The organism is Chitinophaga caeni, from assembly GCF_002557795.1.
Taxonomy (GTDB): Bacteria; Bacteroidota; Bacteroidia; order Chitinophagales; family Chitinophagaceae; genus Chitinophaga; species Chitinophaga caeni.
This window is the reverse complement of sequence record NZ_CP023777.1, coordinates 104,514-122,495: the sequence shown is the minus strand read 5'-3', so window position 1 is coordinate 122,495 and position 17,982 is coordinate 104,514. Positions and strand designations below refer to the sequence as shown.

General features: G+C 43.1%; 12 protein-coding genes. 10 read left to right on the top strand and 2 right to left on the bottom strand.

Annotated elements, in window-relative coordinates; all coding sequences use genetic code 11:
- Nucleotides 1-124: 124 nt before the first annotated feature.
- Genes COR50_RS00540 through COR50_RS00520 form a run of 5 tightly spaced genes read left to right on the top strand, consistent with a single transcriptional unit; the run spans nt 125 to nt 6,088 of the window.
- The gene (locus COR50_RS00540; protein ID WP_098192155.1) at nt 125-1,642 is read left to right on the top strand and encodes a tagaturonate reductase; all 1,518 of its coding nucleotides are present in this window, start codon (nt 125-127) and stop codon (nt 1,640-1,642) included.
- Nucleotides 1,639-3,045 carry a glucuronate isomerase gene (uxaC, locus tag COR50_RS00535; protein WP_098192154.1) on the top strand — a complete coding sequence of 469 codons (1,407 nt, stop codon included), beginning with the start codon at nt 1,639-1,641 and terminating at the stop codon, nt 3,043-3,045. The genes COR50_RS00540 and uxaC overlap by 4 nt, the downstream gene beginning before the upstream one ends.
- A complete protein-coding gene (locus tag COR50_RS00530; RefSeq protein WP_098192153.1) occupies nt 3,033-4,034 on the top strand; it encodes a sugar kinase in 1,002 nt (333 codons plus the stop codon). Before uxaC ends, COR50_RS00530 begins: the two co-directional genes overlap by 13 nt.
- A 31-nt stretch (nt 4,035-4,065) precedes the next feature.
- Nucleotides 4,066-4,728 (top strand): beta/alpha barrel domain-containing protein, encoded by a 663-nt coding sequence (locus COR50_RS00525; protein ID WP_198405746.1) that lies wholly within the window; start codon nt 4,066-4,068, stop codon nt 4,726-4,728.
- A 43-nt stretch (nt 4,729-4,771) separates the two neighbouring features.
- Nucleotides 4,772-6,088, top strand: coding sequence for an MFS transporter (locus COR50_RS00520; protein WP_198405745.1), 1,317 nt, complete (start codon nt 4,772-4,774; stop codon nt 6,086-6,088).
- Between the two features lie 484 nt (nt 6,089-6,572).
- Here the strand turns inward: COR50_RS00520 and COR50_RS00510 are convergent, their stop codons facing one another.
- On the bottom strand, nt 6,573-8,219 hold the full coding sequence (locus COR50_RS00510; protein ID WP_098192151.1) for a UxaA family hydrolase: 1,647 nt from the start codon (nt 8,217-8,219) through the stop codon (nt 6,573-6,575).
- A 287-nt stretch (nt 8,220-8,506) separates the two neighbouring features.
- Here COR50_RS00510 and kduI point away from each other — a divergent pair, with 287 nt between their 5' ends.
- The 5 genes from kduI (at nt 8,507) to COR50_RS00485 (ending at nt 16,135) form a co-directional block, all read left to right on the top strand.
- The gene (gene kduI, locus COR50_RS00505) at nt 8,507-9,349 is read left to right on the top strand and encodes a 5-dehydro-4-deoxy-D-glucuronate isomerase (protein ID WP_098192150.1); all 843 of its coding nucleotides are present in this window, start codon (nt 8,507-8,509) and stop codon (nt 9,347-9,349) included.
- Nucleotides 9,350-9,517: 168 nt separating this feature from the next.
- Nucleotides 9,518-11,596, top strand: a complete 2,079-nt coding sequence (locus COR50_RS00500) for a glycoside hydrolase family 88 protein (RefSeq protein WP_232516237.1) — start codon at nt 9,518-9,520, stop codon at nt 11,594-11,596.
- A gap of 6 nt (nt 11,597-11,602) precedes the next feature.
- Nucleotides 11,603-12,373 carry a 2-dehydro-3-deoxy-D-gluconate 5-dehydrogenase KduD gene (kduD, locus tag COR50_RS00495; RefSeq protein WP_098192148.1) on the top strand — a complete coding sequence of 257 codons (771 nt, stop codon included), beginning with the start codon at nt 11,603-11,605 and terminating at the stop codon, nt 12,371-12,373.
- Between the two features lie 56 nt (nt 12,374-12,429).
- Nucleotides 12,430-13,452, top strand: a complete 1,023-nt coding sequence (locus COR50_RS00490) for a LacI family DNA-binding transcriptional regulator (RefSeq protein ID WP_098192147.1) — start codon at nt 12,430-12,432, stop codon at nt 13,450-13,452.
- Between the two features lie 214 nt (nt 13,453-13,666).
- Complete coding sequence (locus tag COR50_RS00485; protein ID WP_098192146.1) at nt 13,667-16,135, top strand: heavy metal translocating P-type ATPase; 2,469 nt, start codon at nt 13,667-13,669, stop codon at nt 16,133-16,135.
- Nucleotides 16,136-16,284: 149 nt separating this feature from the next.
- Here the strand turns inward: COR50_RS00485 and COR50_RS00480 are convergent, their stop codons facing one another.
- The gene (locus tag COR50_RS00480; protein ID WP_098192145.1) at nt 16,285-17,952 is read right to left on the bottom strand and encodes a S41 family peptidase; all 1,668 of its coding nucleotides are present in this window, start codon (nt 17,950-17,952) and stop codon (nt 16,285-16,287) included.
- Nucleotides 17,953-17,982 lie beyond the last annotated feature (30 nt).

Genomic DNA, 17,982 nt, shown 5'->3' with positions numbered 1-17,982 from the left:
CTAAAGTATAGATAGCTTCGATAAGCTGATAGGATTTAACTATTCCCTGGCTTTTATGTAATAACAATAGGAAAATGCAATTCTCCACGTTATATTTACTACCCAAATCGTCAAAATATAATTCATGTTTCCTGTATTATCCAAATCATACGTTTTATCGAAGCCGGAAATGGGTATTGAACCTGCCCTTTTCGAGCTACCCGAGAAGATCTTACAGTTCGGTACGGGGGTGCTTTTGAGGGGATTGGTTGATTACTTGGTTGACAAGGCCAACAAGGAAGGGATTTTCAATGGCCGGATCGTAGTGGTAAAATCTACTAGCGGTGATACACAAGAGTTTGATAATCAAGATTGTTTGTATACAACAAACATTAAGGGTGTCGCGCATAATCAATTAATTAACCGCTCCCTGGTCAACCTTTCTATTGCACGAGTTTTGCAATCGGTTGCAAAATGGAAAGAGATACTGGGAGCCGTGGAACAGCCTGGTTTAGAGATCATTATTTCGAATACTACGGAAGTGGGTATCCAGTATTCCCCGGAGTCGGTATTAGAAGGGGTGCCTTCCAGCTATCCCGGGAAATTGCTCGCGATCCTTTGGCACCGCTACCAATTTTTTAAGGAAGATGCAGCCGAAAGGGGCTTCGTCATCATTCCGACCGAATTAGTGGTTGATAATGGAAAATTATTACGGGAAGCTGTCTTAAAACTGGCTGATTATAACAAGCTGCCGGAAGCATTTACTGATTGGATCAAGAATGCTAATCAATTTTGTAGCTCGTTGGTAGACAGGATTGTTCCGGGGAAACCGAAAGAGCTTCAAGAGCGTTGGACGGAAGCCGGTTATGAAGATCATTTATGGATCAATACAGAGCCCTACTTGTTATGGGCGATCGAAGGTGATGAAAAGGTGCGCCAAAAATTGTCTTTCCACCGTGCGGATGACCGCATGCATATATTACCGGATATTACACCTTTCCGGGAACAGAAGTTGAGAATCCTTAACGGGAGCCATACGGCAGCCGCCCCGACGGGCTTCCTGGTTGGCTTGCAAACTGTTTACGAATGCATGCAGCACGACGTAATGCAATCTTTCTTTAAAACGGTTACACGGAAGGAGATCGCACCCACCTTGGAAGGGATCGTTCCCGATGCGGAAGCATTTGCCAACGAGGTTTTGGAGCGCTTTGCCAACCCTTATATCGTTCATCCACTGATCAACATCACATTACAACAATCAACTAAGTTGGAAGCCAGGAATGCGCTGACAATTTTAAGGTATAATAAGAAGTTCAACCGCCTGCCCCCGATGCTTTGCCTGGGTTTTGCAAGCAGTTTGTATTTCTTAAAACCGGTTGTCCGGGAAGACAAGCGCTTTTTCGGACAGTTCAACGAGCAATTGTATGAAATCAAGGATGACCAAGCAATTACCTTTAATAATGCCTGGGCAGATGTGAACGACCTGAAAGACCTGGGACAGCTTAAGCACTTTGTAGAGCACGTCGGTAAGATGTTATTCAGCGAAGCTTTATTTGCCATTGAAGGATTTAGTGAATTAATAGCCATTCATTTATTAGGTATGTTCGAAATGGGGCCTAATCAATATTTGACACAATATATAAACGAGCAACAGTTAGCATGAGTGAATTTATTAGAGCGGAGTTCTTGTTAGACAATAAAACGGCTGAGAAATTATATTTCGATTATGCAGCAGATATGCCGATCATCGATTATCATAATCACTTACCCCCGGTAGAGATTGCGGCAGACCAGGCTTTTGATAATATTACGGCCATGTGGCTGAAAGGGGATCATTACAAGTGGAGAGCCATGAGGGCCAATGGTATTGGAGAAAGATTTATTACCGGGGATGCTGGCGATTATGAAAAGTTTGAGGCCTGGGCTAAGACGGTGCCTTATACATTAAGGAACCCCTTGTTCCATTGGACCCAGATGGAATTGGCAAATCCTTTCGGTATCAAGGAGTTGTTGAACCCGGCATCAGCCAAAGAAATATACGAAAGCTGTAATAGTCAACTATCCCGTTGGACACCGCGCAATTTACTATCACATTATAAAGTTACGACCCTCTGCACAACGGATGATCCTTGCGATAGCCTGGCATACCATCGCCAGCTTGCTGCGGAAGGTTTTCAAATACAAGTGCTTCCAACCTTCAGGGCCGATAAATTGTTGTCACTACAAGATTTACAGGCATATAATGATTACCTGGCAAAACTATCCGCCAGCAGCGGTATATCGATCGGTAGTTTTGACCAGTTAATGGAGGCATTGTACCAAAGGCATCAATACTTTCATGACAATGGTTGCCGTTTGTCGGATAACGGGATGGATACTTTTTATGCTGCGGATTTTGACAAGGAAAGCTGCGCTTCGATTTTCTCGAAAATCCGTAAGGAAGAGAAATTGTCAGCCGTTGAGATCGATCGTTTCCGGGCGGCCATCATGTACCATATTTGTACTTGGAACCATGAAAAGGCTTGGACGCAGCAATTCCATGTGGGGCCGATCCGTAACAACAACAGCCGCTTACTTCGCTTGGTAGGCGCCGATGCCGGAACGGATTCTATCGGTGATTGGCTGGTAGCGGCACAGATGTCGAAATTTTTTGATCAACTCGATAATACTGATCAATTAGCCCGCACGGTTGTTTATAATTTAAACCCGGCGCACAATGAAGTATATGCCGGGATGGTCGGCAATTTCCAGGATGGTAAAATCCCGGGAAAGATGCAATACGGCGCTGCCTGGTGGTTTTTAGACCAGGAAGATGGAATTGAAAAACAGTTAAATGTTTTAAGTAATTTCGGGTTGTTGAGTAGGTTCGTGGGAATGTTAACCGATTCCCGGAGCTTCTTATCATTCTCCCGTCATGATTATTTCAGGAGAATCCTGTGTAACCTTATCGGCCGCGATGTAGAAAGCGGTCGTTTACCAGCAGATTTACCCTGGATGGGCAGTATGATACAAGACATTTGTTACCATAATGCTAAATCATATTTCAATTTCCCATGCAAACAGTAGACATCATCACCATCGGGGAAATCTTGTTCCGCATTTCTCCCAACTTGCAATCGCACGAAGCGGGTATGTATATCGGTGGCGCAGAAGCTAATGTTGCTGCTGCCTTAGCACGCTGGAACAACCGCGTGGCTTATATATCGAAGATGCCAGATAACGGTCTTTCGAAAGAAGTTGCAGCTTATCTTTCCGGTACCGGTATTACAACGGATCGCATGCTTTGGGGTGGGGATAGGATCGGTACTTATTATTTAGCCCAGGGAGCAGATTTGAAACATTCGGAGGTGGTGTACGATCGAAAGTACTCTTCTTTTAGCATGATAGAACCGGGTACGGTAGATTGGGTTTCTGCACTCGGTAATGCCAAGTGGTTGCATTGGACGGCAATTACGCCAGCATTAAGCGAGCAGGCAGCCATCGTTTGTGAAGAAGTGTTGCAAGCGGCAAAGGCCAAAGGGATGATAATTTCGACAGATTTAAATTACCGCGCTAAGCTTTGGCAATATGGTAAAAAACCGGTAGCAGTTATGCCCCAATTGGTGAATTACTGCGATGTAGTGATGGGGAATATTTGGGCGGCAAACATGATGCTAGGGACGGTTCTCGATGAATCCCTTGTTTCAAAAAATACAACATCGGCCTACCTAGATGCTGCAAGTCAGACTTCGAAGGAAATCATGGAACGCTGCGATCATTGTAAACACGTGGCGCTTACTTTCCGGTTCTCAAGCGGGCCAAGGCATAACTTGTATTATGCAACATATTTCACCGGTGGACAAATATACAAGAGTAAAGAATTTGAATCCGGTGAGATCGTTGATAGGGTTGGGAGCGGGGATAGTTTTATGGCAGGGTTGATACATGCAATTTTCCATAAACATGCGCCGTCGGAAATTGTGAATTTAGCTGCCGCCGCCGCATTCAGCAAGTTCTTTTTAAAAGGGGATTTCAATACCAACGACTTGGAAACAATCCAGGGATATATTCAATAAAAGTCTTTATAAATTCTATTAAATCAGTACTATGGCAACATCCCCTCAACTTGCGATGGCAAGTTTTGATCAATGTGGAATGGTTCCCGTTTTTTACCATGATGACGTGAATGTTTGCAAGACCGTTTTGAAAACATGTTATGAAGCCGGTGTAAGGGTATTTGAATTTACCAACCGGGGTGTCAACGCAACCAAAAATTTCGAAGTATTACAAACCTATAAGAAAGAGCATTTCCCCGGCCTGTTATTGGGTATCGGCACGATCAAACAAGCTAGTGAAGCGAAGACTTATATAGACCTGGATACCGACTTTATCGTTAGCCCGATTGTGGATGGCAACACCGCGGCCACTTGCAAGGAACACGATGTACTTTGGGTGCCGGGTTGTATGACACCTACGGAAGTAGCTCAAGCAGAGCAATTAGGAGCAGGATTCGTGAAACTTTTTCCGGGTAATATCCTCGGCCCAGGTTTCTTGAAATCTATTAAGCCCTTATTTCCCGGTTTGAAATTTATGCCGACTGGCGGGGTGAATGTCAGCCAAGAGAGCTTATCCGCCTGGTTCCTGGCAGGGGTTACCTGCGTGGGAATGGGATCTAATTTGCTCACGAAGGAAGTGATCGAACAAGGAGATCTCGACATGTTAAAATCAAAAATTACGCAAACGTTTGCATATATTGAAAATGTACATTAATTTAAAAGTACAGTTAGATTCATAACCAATTAGAGCCAAAATAATGATGAGTTCCACAACTATCGGTAAATACCGCTGGCGTATTGTTGCGTTGCTGTTTTTTGCCACCACGATTAACTACATAGACAGGCAGGTATTATCCTTCACCATTATTAATGAACAGTTCCAGCTAGATATCCTCGGCCTACCGTTGGGGCATAAAATCACGGCAGCGGACGATGCGCACCTGAAGGCCTTGTTAGGTTATGTTGATGCTGCATTTAAGATCGCTTACGCGATGGGCTTCTTGTTTGTCGGTTGGTTTATCGACAGGGTAGGTACCCGCAAGGGCTTTTCATTTTCGATGTTGTTATGGAGTATTGCCGGGGTTTTGCATGGTTTGGTTTCAAGGGCTGCCGGGTTAATAGGTGCGAGGTTCTTGCTTGGCATAGGTGAATCGGGGAATTTCCCCGCGGCAGTGAAAACGATTGCTGAATGGTTCCCTAGAAAGGAACGATCGTTCGCTACAGGTATCATGAATGCCGGCGCCAATGTCGGGGTGATAGCAACCGCCTTGGCCGTACCGTATATTATTCATCATTTCGGTTGGCGGGCATCGTTCGTAATTACCGGTGGGCTGGGATTGATCTTATTATTATGTTGGAGAACCTGGTATAACCAACCTAGGAAAGTTCAACAATTATCCGCGGAAGAGCTCGCTTATATAGAAAGTGATAAAGACGAAATTCATACGGATGATGGGCAGAAGATTGGTTGGATCAAGCTCTTCGGTTACCGTCAAACCTGGGCTTTCGCTTTGCCAAAGTTTTTCACGGACTGTGTTTGGTATTTCTTCCTAACGTGGTTGCCCATGTTCTTTGCTAAGAGCAATACTTTTGATGAAAATTTGGATTTAAGTACCGTAGGTATTCCTTTTTTAGTAATTTACATTGTATCGGATTTAGGGAGTGTGTTTTTCGGCTGGCTTACATCCACGTTTATGAAAAAAGGTTGGAGCGCGAACAAGGCTCGGAAAACGACATTATTCTTGTGTGGATTGTGCGCTTTACCAATCGTGTTTGCAGCGAAAACCCATAGCCTGCATTTAGCCATAGCATTGATCGCCTTAGGTACTGCCGCCCACCAAGGGTTCTCATCCAATATTTTAGCAATGGTATCTGACATCTTTCCGAAGAAAGCAGCTGCTTCCGTTACGGGAATAGGCGGTATGATGGGAGGTGTTAGCGGTGCATTAGTTTCGTTGTATGTTGGCCAGATCGAAGGATATCTGCCTGTATTTATTTACGCAAGTTCGGCTTATTTTATTGCATTGTTGGCAATACATCTTTGTGTGCCAAGAATGCAAAAGGCCTTGATATAAAGAGATTTAGTTTTGAATAATAAAGAAAGCATAGCGGCCGGGTTACTCATAACCTGGCCCCTTTTTTTTATGACTTTATTTGAATCAAACATCTCCATGCCGGTTCAAATATCGAAGCTAGAAGTGTTCCAAACCCCGGTTCGGTTTTGAATGCTTTTCAAAATGCTCAAAATGCTTGCCGGTTCGTGCTTCCAAGCTCGGACCCAGGCACAATTAAGACCACTTACTCCTTGCACCATACACGGGTAATTGTTGAATGGCTAATGTTGCGGAATACAATGTTCCACCAGTTGAACATTCTACCAACGGGGAGCCCCAAGTTTGGAAACTTGAACCAGGGAGAGTTCCAGGTAAATTCAAGATAAAATTCAAAGGGTGGTATACGAAAAACCGGCTTTCGAACAAAAGGGCCAATCTATACGATCGGCCCTGCATTAATTATATGGTACTGTTCCCGGTTGAAAACAGTTCATGGGGTGTCTAATTACAAACTTACGCCACGCTTCCAAGGTATGAAATCATCTTGGTGCAACAACTCCGCTTTCGTATATTTTTTTCCACTGGCAATGTCAATAACTTCATCCAATATTTCTTCTCCCATTTCCTCGATCGTTTTGCTGCCCTCTATGATACTCCCGGTGTTGATGTCAATAATATCCGACATTTTGAAAGCCAGGACGCTATTGGTGGCCAATTTAATAACCGGTGCGATGGGGTTTCCGGTGGGGGTGCCCAGCCCGGTGGTAAACAGCACGATATTAGCGCCGCTGCCAACTTCTGCCGAAGTAGATTCCACGTCATTGCCTGGTGTACAAAGTAAGTTCAATCCCGGTTTTCTCACGTATTCAGTATAATCTAATACATCAACTACGGGTGAGGTGCCGCCCTTTTTCGCTGCCCCTGCCGATTTGATCGCATCCGTTATCAAGCCGTCTTTTATATTTCCGGGTGAAGGATTCATATAAAAGCCGGAACCTACCGCCATGGCTTGTTTTTCGTAGGCCCGCATGATTTGGATGAATTTATCTGATACTGCCGAATTTTCGCAGCGGTTGATTAACTCTTGCTCTACGCCACAGAGTTCGGGGAACTCCGATAAGATCGTTGTTCCACCCAACGCGACTATTAAATCGGAAGTATGGCCGATAGCCGGGTTGGCCGAAATTCCAGAGAACCCATCGGAACCGCCGCATTCAAGACCAAGAACTATCTTGGATAAAGGCGCCGGTTGGCGTTCCTGTTTATTGGCATCTATTAATGCTAAGAACGTTTCCCTGATCGCTTTAGACAACATGTCGAACTCGGATGGAGCATGTTGTTGCTCGTAGATCAATAGCGGCTTATCGTTCGCCGGGTTTAACTTGTTCAACGCTTGTTGCAATAATGAAACCTGTGCATGTTGGCACCCGAGGCTCAGCACGGTAGCCCCGGCTACGTTAGGATGATGGATGTAGCCTGCCAGCAGGTTGCATAGCGCTTGTGCATCTTGCCTCGTGCCGCCGCAGCCACCTTCGTGTACTAAAAACTTGATTCCATCGATGTTGGGAAATACACTGCTTTTGTGCTGATTGTTTTGAACCGCTTGCGGCCGGTAGGTTTTAATCCCTTCTATATTGCCACCTTTATACAGGTCAACTAGCTCCAGCACCTGGTTGTTATACACTTCTTCAGGGGCAAAGCCCAGGCCTTTTTCAAAGGCAGTTTTAATGACGTTGACGTTCCTGTTTTCACAGAATACCATCGGGATCACCAGCCAATAGTTACGGGTGCCTACCTGGCCGTCCTTCCGGTGGTAGCCCATGAAGTGTTTACCCGACCAACGGGTAATATCGGGAGCTTGCCATTGGAAGGCCGCATCCTGGTCATGGAAGGCATTGGCATCGTGGACTAGGTTCCGGGTGGTAATGATACCACCTTTAGGTATTTCGGCAGTTGCTTTGCCGACTAATACACCATACATGGTGATGCTGCCGCCTTCGGCAATATCCGTGATGGTAAATTTATGTTTTGCAGGTACATTGTTTAATAAGTTGAAACTATCTCCATTGAAATCGATCGTTTGTCCAGCCGGTAAATCTTTTAACGCCACCAGCACATTATCCTTGGGATGAATTTGTATATAAATATTCATATGGCTAAAATAGTGATTAGTTAAGCCTGTGTTAATACTAAAATGATTATCACTAATAAGATTTTGCCTAAAGTTGAAACGCTTTGGTACACTGCATTTCGTAGGACTAAACCATTATTTTGATGGACTTTTTTATGATTCGTAATTCAAAAGTACAACGGCTTTTCGATATGTTTTGAGAATTCTATGCAAACGTTTGCATATTTGACCGGGATGCTGTAATTTCCAGGTATAAACAGTTATAGCTGTCATTTGTTACTCTTTAGAAAAGGATAAAAAATAATATCATGAATACGCATGTAGAAGTAAGGTACGCTTTCAGTCCTGCGGAAGCTAAAGCCTGGGATACGGAAAAGGCCCGCCAAGCGATGCATATACCGCAATTGTTCGCAGCTAATAAAATTTACTTGGTATATTCTCACTTTGACCGTTTTATTGCTGGTGGAATTATGCCGGTTGAGGAAAGCCTTCAATTGGAGCCCGTAGACGCCTTGAAGGCCGAGTATTTCTTGGAAAGGCGGGAGCTAGGTATTATAAATATCGGTGGACCGGGAACGATCCAGGTAGATGGCGAGATATTCCATGTAGATTTTAAGGAAGCCATGTATATTGGTAAAGGTAAGGAGGAGTTGATCTTCAGTAGCAAAGACCCGAAGATGCCCGCCAAGTTTTACGTAAATTCTACCCCGGCCCATACCAGTCACCCCACGAGGCACATCACTAAAAAAGATGCTGAAATTGTGACACTGGGTTCGCAAGAAAGCGCCAATTTGCGGACGATCAATAAATTACTAGTAGCATCCGTAATTCAAACTTGCCAATTACAAATGGGTATGACGGAATTACACCCGGGTAATATCTGGAACACGATGCCTGCGCATACACATGATCGCAGGATGGAAGTATACTGTTATTTCGAAGTGCCGCAAGGGCAAGCTGTAGCGCACTTCTGGGGGCAACCGCAACAAACTCGCCACATCTGGATGCAAAACGAGCAAGCGGTTATTTCTCCTCCTTGGAGCATACACAGCGGCGCCGGAACGAGCAATTATACCTTTATCTGGGGTATGGCGGGTGAAAACCTGGATTACGGCGATATGGATATGGCTGCTATCACGGATTTAAGATAAACACATATCGGTCGCTATAAAAATAGCCTCCTAAAATCTTTAACGATCATCAACATGAAATGTAAATTACTTACTTTGATTTGCCTTTCAATAGGTTTAGTAAATACAAGTTTATTTGCTAAATCAAATATTGATACAACTTTAAATCCTGCCGCTAATTTATCGATTATGAAAAGGGTGGCAGATTGGCAAATCGGCAACTTGGAATATAAAGGTTGGAAACATGGTAAAACCGATTGGACTTACGGCGCTTTATATGCCGGTATGTTTAAATTTTCACGATGGGCCAACGATGCCAAGTATCAAAACTGGTTGGTCCAAATAGGGAAGGATAATGATTGGAACACCGGTCCCCGACGTTTTTTTGCGGATGACTACTGCGTGGGACAGACGTATTCACAATTAAGCCGGGTTTATAAAGATACCAATATGATCAGCCTGTGGAAACGACAGGCCGACAGTATCATCGCCGCGCCACATGATGTTTCACTGGATTGGGTAAACCACGTTCATATGAAGGAATGGGCTTGGTGCGATGCGTTATTTATGGGCCCTCCCGCATTAGCTTACCTGGCTACTGCAACGGGGGAGCGCAAATACCTCGATATCGCTGATAAACTGTGGTGGAAAACTACGGCCTATTTATATGATACCGATGAACATTTATACTTCAGGGATCAGCGGTATTTCGGGAAAAAAGAAGCGAATGGTAAGAAAGTATTCTGGAGCCGCGGCAATGGCTGGGTAATGGGCGGTTTAGTACGTGTACTGGATAATATGCCCACTGATTATCCAGCAAGATCCAAATACATCCGGCTATATAAAGAAATGGCGGTCAAGGTTGCTTCTTTGCAGGCGGAAGATGGTACTTGGAGGGCGGCATTATTAGACCCGGATAATTATCCTTCGAAAGAAACCAGCGGAACCGGGTTCTTTTGTTATGCCTTGGCCTGGGGGATCAACCACGGAATTTTATCAAAGGATGAGTTTTTGCCAGTTGTCACGAAAGCTTGGAACGCCTTGAGAGGCTGTGTGCAAAAGAATGGTAAGCTGGGATTCGTACAGGTTATCGCTGCTGCTCCCGGCCATGCGACGGCTGATGATACCGAGGTTTATGGTATCGGGGCTTTCCTGTTGGCAGGAAGTGAAATGATCCGTTTGGCTGAAAATGAGCTGAAACTGCATGCTTTGCTGCTGGAAAATAACCTGGGTGTTGAACGCAATGACCTTGTGGAGATTGATTATCCCGCTTTCGCTAAAGCCATGGGAACTTCGGGAAATAAACCTTTTAAATTATTGAATGTCTTGACGGGCGAGGAAATACCTTACCAAGTAAGTTATGAAGGAGCAAAAAAAGCGCAACAAATATTACTGTTGGCGCCCTTAGTTCCCGCGGGAAAAATGTTAATCGTAAAAGAAGATGCCGCGGCTACCAAAATTGAACCGAAGGTTTACGGTCGGTATGTGCCTGAAAGGAAGGATGATTTTGCTTGGGAGAATGAAAGGGTTGCGTTCCGCATGTATGGAAAGGCATTGGAAGCTACCAATGAAAATGCTTTCGGTATCGATGTATGGAGTAAACGTACAACGAACCTGGTAATTAACAGGTGGTATAAAACGAATGATTACCATCATGATAACGGTGAAGGTATGGATTATTACAGCGTGGGTTTCAGCTTGGGAGCAGGTGATATGGCCCCGGTTATTGGTGATTCTATTATTTATTCCAAAAATTACCGTAAGTATCAAGTCTTAGACCAGGGTCCTTTGCGTTTCACCTTCCGTTTGGAATACGATGCTTGGACAGTAGGAGACAATTCCGTTAAGGTTTCGAAAACTATTAGCCTGGATGCCGGATCACAATTGAATAAATGCCAAGTTGTATATAGCTATAAAGGAAAACAATCATTACCGGTGGTAATCGGTATCGTGAAGAGGAAAGATCCCGGCACGTTTTTATTGAACGAACGGCAAGGTTCTATGGCTTACTGGGAACCTGCACACGGAAATGATGGTATTACCGGTGTAGCCAGTATTTTACCTTCCGGGAATAAGGGTTTATCTGTTGATCACCAGCATTTGAAAATTGCAACAACTGCTAATAGCGGCGAAACAATCACCTATTTTACGGGCGCAGCTTGGAGCAAGGGTGGATTGTATACAAATAGTAAGGAATGGTTTAAATATGTTGACCAGTTTGCCGCGAAGTTACAGTTCCCAGTTACCGTTGTTTTACCTTCAAAATAAATATATATGAACGTAATAAAATCATTCGATTTACATAATAAAATTGCCCTAGTGACCGGGTGTAAAAGGGGGATCGGAAAAGCGATGGCCTTGTCTTTAGCAGAAGCAGGAGCCGATATCATCGGGGTTTCTGCGAGCCTTGAACTATCGGGTAGTGAAGTTGAGAAAGAAGTAAAGGCATTAGGAAGAAATTTCTATGCTTACCAATGTGATTTTTCTGATAGAAAAGCTTTATATGCTTTTATCAAGGAAGTGAAAGATGAGCATCCTAGGATTGATATCCTGGTAAATAATGCCGGAACGATTAAAAGGGCTCCCGCGGTGGAACATCCCGATGAGTATTGGGATGAAGTGATTGCTATCAATCAAACGGCTCAATTTATCATGGGTCGTGAATTTGGTAAGGAAATGGTGGCGAGGGGAAGCGGGAAGATTATTTTCACGGCATCATTACTATCATTTCAAGGTGGTATCAATGTACCTTCTTATGCAGCTAGCAAAGGTGCGGTGGCTCAAATCACGAAGGCTTTTGCTAACGAATGGGCCGGGAAGGGTGTCAATGTAAATGCCATCACGCCGGGTTATATTGCCACAGATAATACGGCTGCATTGAGAGCGGATAATGATCGGAGCAAATCTATACTCGATAGGATACCTGCCGGAAGGTGGGGAGAACCTGACGATTTCAAGGGGCCGACAGTTTTCCTGGCTTCAGATGCATCCAACTATGTTCACGGTACCATTTTAGTTGTTGATGGCGGATGGATGGGACGATAATTAAGGAATTTCCTTCAAATTGATTAGTTTGCCACCAAGTTCAAAATGCGTATTATATGCGAAACCGCGCCGAAAAAACAATTGTTGATATTGCCGAAGCATTGTCATTGTCTGTATCTACTGTATCGAGGGCATTAAATGATCATCCTAATATCAGTGTACAGACCAAGGACAAAGTGCGTAAAATGGCACGAAAGCTCGGTTACCGGCCCAATACCTTGGCTGCCGGGTTGCGAAGCAATAAAAGTAAAACTGTTGGATTAATTGTGCCGCGTATTTCGATGTTTTACCCTGCGGCTATTACAACTATCGTTCAAAACCGCTTACAGGAATATGGATATCATTTAATTATTTGCCAAAGCAACGATTCTTACGAACAGGAAGTTGCTTTGGTAAATACTTTGTATTCAGCCAGGGTGGAAGCTTTGGCTGTTTCTACAACCCTGTACACCACTGATTTCTCACATTTCGACTTATTTAAAAAGAACAATATCCCTGTTGTATTTTTTGACCGCGTTCCCGGCAATTACGAAGGCAAAATTGTTTGTGGTGATGATGAGGATGGGGGCTATCAAGGCGCCAAGCATCTATTGGAAAAAGGTTGTAAAGATATCGTCTACATATCTGGACCATTGACATGCAGCTTATATACAAGGCGCTTAGAAGGATTTAAAAAAGCCTTACAAGAATATAAACAATCATATAAAAAGAGCCGTGTATTCTTCCAAGAACTCACAAAAGAAAACGCCTTACAAACCTGCAAAAAAGTATTCTCTAAAAAGCAATGGCCGGACGCCATTTTTGCCACCAATGATACTACGGCCATCACCGTTTTAGAATACTGTCGAAATCATGGGATAAATGTACCCGGCCAAGTCAAAATAGTAGGTTATTCAAACGACCCGAGAACAGAAATCGTGACCCCGAGCATCACATCCATCGATCAGGATCCAACGACCACTGCCGAACGGGTGGTAGCAGCATTACTAGAACTCATCCAACAAAAAAGCGCCACCGCCACCAAACAAACCCGCGAAATTATCCCCATCCACCTAATAGAAAGAGCATCTTCCAAATAATTATCAAAAAACAATAGCAACAAAAAACAATAGCAACAAAAAAAACAACAAAAAAAACAACAAAAAAAACAACAAAATCAAATCATAAAATCAAAAGCAAACAAAAAACCGTGTAATCCTTACATCCGTGATCAAAATATTGTAAATCTTAACCCGAATCATATAACATCCTGGGCCCTAGCCCGTCTTAACTTTGTATTCTAAGTTCAACATCATGACTAAGAATATGAATCAGCAACTAATAAAAGATACTTTCCCGGTAATCGGCATGACCTGCGCCGCCTGTGCTGGGAGTGTAGAAAGCATGCTATCTGCACAAGCAGGCGTCGCGAAAGCCGCGGTGAACTTTGCAAATAGTACTGCCACGGTGGAATACGATCCTCAAACAGCACAACTGGCCTCATTCCAGCAGGCAGTTAGATCTATCGGTTACGATTTAATCATTGAAAAAGAAGCAGATACGGAAGATAAAGTGGCTGCATTACAAGCTGCGAAACTGACCTTGTTACAACGGAAAACGACCTGGGCGATAATCTTTGCCGTGCCATTAGTTATCATCGGCATGTTTTTTATGGAAATGCCGTATGCCAACTACATCATGTGGGCATTAGCTACGCCGATCGTGTTAATATTCGGTAACCAATTCTTCGTGAATGCATGGAAGCAGCTAAAGCACGGACGGGCAAACATGGATACCCTGGTAGCGTTAAGCACGGGCATTGCCTATATTTTCAGCGTATTCAATACTTTGAATCCTGAATTTTGGCATAGCCGCGGATTACATGCGCATGTTTATTTTGAAGCATCAGGCGTTGTGATCGCCTTTATCTTGCTTGGTAAACTCTTGGAAGAACGGGCAAAAGCCTCTACCTCCTCCGCTATTAAAAAATTGATGGGATTGCAGCCTAAAACGGTAACGCGCATCAATAAAAACGGGCAGGAAGAAGAAATCGAGATAGGACAAGTGCTGATCGGTGATGTACTAATCGTAAAGCCGGGTGCGCAGATTCCCGTTGATGGCACCGTTGCAAAAGGAAGTTCTTATGTTGATGAAAGCATGATTTCCGGGGAGCCGATTCCTGTATTTAAGGAGATAGGCGGAAAAGTGCTGGCAGGTACCTTGAATCAAAAGGGTAGTATGCAGGTAAAAGCGGAAAAAGTAGGGGCAGAAACGGTATTGGCACATATTATTAAGATGGTGCAAACAGCACAAGGATCCAAGGCGCCGGTGCAGCAGTTGGTTGATAAAGTGGCGGCCGTATTTGTTCCGGTTGTGTTGGCGATAGCATTAGCCACATTTGTAGCTTGGTTGATTCTTGGAGGTGATAATGGGTTGACACAAGGTTTGCTGGCAATGGTTACCGTGTTGGTAATTGCTTGTCCTTGCGCATTAGGACTAGCTACTCCTACGGCTATAATGGTCGGTGTCGGAAAAGGAGCAGAGAATGGTATCCTGATAAAAGATGCGGAGAGCCTTGAAAAAGCGAAAAAGATAAATGTATTGGTACTGGACAAAACCGGCACTATCACCGAAGGAAAGCCTGCCGTGGTTGGTTTGAAATGGCTTGATGAAAAAACAGCCCCGATCTTATTAGCCATTGAAAAACAATCCGAACACCCGCTGGCATTAGCAATCGCTCAATATCTTCAAAAAACGGATCTTAGCCCGGTAGTTGTCCTTGACAATTTTGAAAGTATAACCGGGAAGGGCGCCGCGGCCACTTATAAACAGCGTAATTACATAGTGGGTAATGAAGGCTTGCTATCCGAACATAATATTACCATCGACCCGATATTAAGACAACAGGCAGAAAACTGGTTGCAAAAGGCATATACGGTCACCTGGTTTGCCGATGACCGGAAAGCTTTAGCTGCTATTGCTATTGCTGATAAGATAAAAGGCTCCTCTAAACAAGCTGTCGCTGAACTACAATCACTCGGAATAGATGTTTACATGATTACCGGCGATAATGCCCAAACGGCAAAAGCCGTGGCTGAAGAAGTTGGTATTCAACATTTTATTGCTAGCGCTTTGCCTTCTGATAAAGCTAAGTTTATAGAACAACAACAGGCTGCCGGAAAAACCGTTGCCATGGTTGGAGACGGTATCAACGACAGTCATGCCCTTGCACAAGCGGATGTAAGTATCGCCATGGGGAAAGGTACAGATATAGCGATGGATGTGGCTATGATGACCTTGATTTCATCTGATCTGAAACAAATTCCTAAAGCGATCTTATTGTCGAAGAAAACGGTTCAGCTTATTCATCAAAACTTATTCTGGGCATTTATTTATAACCTGATCGGTATCCCGATTGCTGCCGGGCTGTTATATCCTTTTAACGGGTTTTTACTCAACCCGATGATTGCCGGGGCTGCTATGGCCTTGAGTTCTGTGTCGGTTGTAAGTAATAGCTTACGATTGAAATATACTTCCTTGACAAAGAAAAATTCATTTACTAATATCAAATCAAACGAAATGAAAACGATTCAATTAAAAACAAATATTAACTGTAGCGGTTGTGTTAGCGCTGTAAAACCTTTCCTTGATAAAGCTGTAGGCGAAGGAAATTGGAAGGTGGATACTGAAAATCCGGATAAGGTGTTGACAGTTCAGAAGGAAAACGTGGAAGAAGGAGATGTGATTGATGCGGTGAAGAAAGCAGGATTCGAGTTGCACTAATCTCGATCACGGATTTAGAGATTACATTGATTTTTGGACCTTTCCGGTGCTTTTCCGGTGATTTTATTTGATTGTTGAGCATTGTTGTCTTGCTGAAGTTTGGCAGACAACAATGCTTTTTTTGTTACGGTTATGTTGAAATTTTTTTACTATGATTGTCGGGCGATTTCTATGGCTTTATCAAGTACTTCGTCTTTTTTAGCTTTGATGCCGTTTATTGTAGGCTTTATTTCTATGTCGGGCACTATCCCTACCCTTTGGGTGGGCGTGCCGTCGGGATAGAATACACCTACTCCTGTCATATATAATTTAAAGTTGCCGGGGAGTGTGATGGTGCTGACATTGCCGTCTGCTCCGGCAGTTTGACTGCCAACCACAGTAACGTTAGGGGCTGTTTTTAATGCCATCAATGTAAATTCGGCGTGACTTTGAGCCATTTCATCAGTTAACAATATTACTTTTCCCTTGTAGTAATTTTTATTATTACGGCCAACTGATATTGCCGGGACTGGTTTAAAGGTGCCGGGATAGTCATTGTTAGGTCGGGTGAATTTGACAAACTTTTTTGATTCGGAGTTAAGATGATTGGCTACTTTATATACTGTATTTTTTGGATAGTTTCTTACATCTATAATCAATGCTTTCGTATGCTCCAATTTTTTCATGATATCATTTACTTGCTTAATTTCCAGTTCTCCAAGGTTAATATATCCTATATTCCCGTCTAATAGTTTGTATAATTCTTTTTTCACGGGTTGGGGCTTCATCTCTGCATAGGTTTGATATAAAGGCAGCATTTTTTCCAGTTGTTGACCGTTTCTTTCAATGGTTACTTTTACTTGGTCCGTGGTGTCATTGAGTAAAACATAGGTTAATGTTTTTAGCTGAGCCGGTCGATTGGAGCCCCCGATATATTTACACCGATCTTTAATTACGTCTTCAATATTTTGTCCACGTATCTTTATAATGGCATCTCCAACTTGGTAATCAAATTTTTTGCCGATGGAGTCGTTGTATAAACTGGTTACTACAGCTTTTTCGTCAATAACTTTATATTTAAATGGCGGAACTTTGTTGCCATAATAATGTTTTACTTCGTAAGGACTCAAGAATAGGGAATGGCTATCATGTAAATTAGCCACTAATTCAGAAATGGCCAGGTGATAGTTTAAAGTATCTTGCGCATCAACAAATTTAGGTATCATGGTAGTAAGTAACGATGCCCAATTGTCTGTAATGACGTTTTTATAAGGGTAATAATAATTTATGATATTCCAAAATCTAGATAAGGTCAACAAACGCATTGGCGCTGAAGGATAAATCGAGTCATTATAAGCTTTCTCATTACTAGGTTTTAAATTACCAGTAAATGGATATAAGTTAGCATAATACCTTTTCCCTAGATAGCGATTTGATAAGATGAATTGAAGCTTAGATTGCAGCTCAACCGTAAATTGTTGATCATCTTTCATCCAGGATTCATCAAGGTTATAAGTAATATCATCATTACCGGGAGGTGAACATTTTTTACATACCGGCACTTCACCCAATTCGTCTAACCAGGATAAATAAAATTCGTTTAGGGCTTCTTTAGATTGTAAATCATTAATCCCGTAGTATTTTTTTATGAAAATATTATCCCAATCTTTTGAGCCATCCGCCACCGCGGGGTGATAGTATTTGAGGAATCCCCAAAATTTGCAAAAGGTTGCGAGTTTTTCAGAATTGTTAAGCGGGGTTTGGGCCTTGGTAACTATAGAAATTATAAAGAAAAAACTGCACAGTGTAAAGGAATATTTGTTTAATAAGGGTTTCATTCCAAAGAAGTTATGAGTTTTGGCTAAAGG

Coding starts and splice junctions, on each gene's coding strand:
- COR50_RS00540 (WP_098192155.1), top strand. CDS start 125: ATGTTTCCTGTATTATCCAAATCATACGTTTTATCGAAGCCGGAAATG.
- uxaC (WP_098192154.1), top strand. CDS start 1,639: ATGAGTGAATTTATTAGAGCGGAGTTCTTGTTAGACAATAAAACGGCT.
- COR50_RS00530 (WP_098192153.1), top strand. CDS start 3,033: ATGCAAACAGTAGACATCATCACCATCGGGGAAATCTTGTTCCGCATT.
- COR50_RS00525 (WP_198405746.1), top strand. CDS start 4,066: ATGGCAACATCCCCTCAACTTGCGATGGCAAGTTTTGATCAATGTGGA.
- COR50_RS00520 (WP_198405745.1), top strand. CDS start 4,772: ATGATGAGTTCCACAACTATCGGTAAATACCGCTGGCGTATTGTTGCG.
- COR50_RS00510 (WP_098192151.1), bottom strand. CDS start 8,219: ATGAATATTTATATACAAATTCATCCCAAGGATAATGTGCTGGTGGCG.
- kduI (WP_098192150.1), top strand. CDS start 8,507: ATGAATACGCATGTAGAAGTAAGGTACGCTTTCAGTCCTGCGGAAGCT.
- COR50_RS00500 (WP_232516237.1), top strand. CDS start 9,518: ATGAAAAGGGTGGCAGATTGGCAAATCGGCAACTTGGAATATAAAGGT.
- kduD (WP_098192148.1), top strand. CDS start 11,603: ATGAACGTAATAAAATCATTCGATTTACATAATAAAATTGCCCTAGTG.
- COR50_RS00490 (WP_098192147.1), top strand. CDS start 12,430: ATGCGAAACCGCGCCGAAAAAACAATTGTTGATATTGCCGAAGCATTG.
- COR50_RS00485 (WP_098192146.1), top strand. CDS start 13,667: ATGACTAAGAATATGAATCAGCAACTAATAAAAGATACTTTCCCGGTA.
- COR50_RS00480 (WP_098192145.1), bottom strand. CDS start 17,952: ATGAAACCCTTATTAAACAAATATTCCTTTACACTGTGCAGTTTTTTC.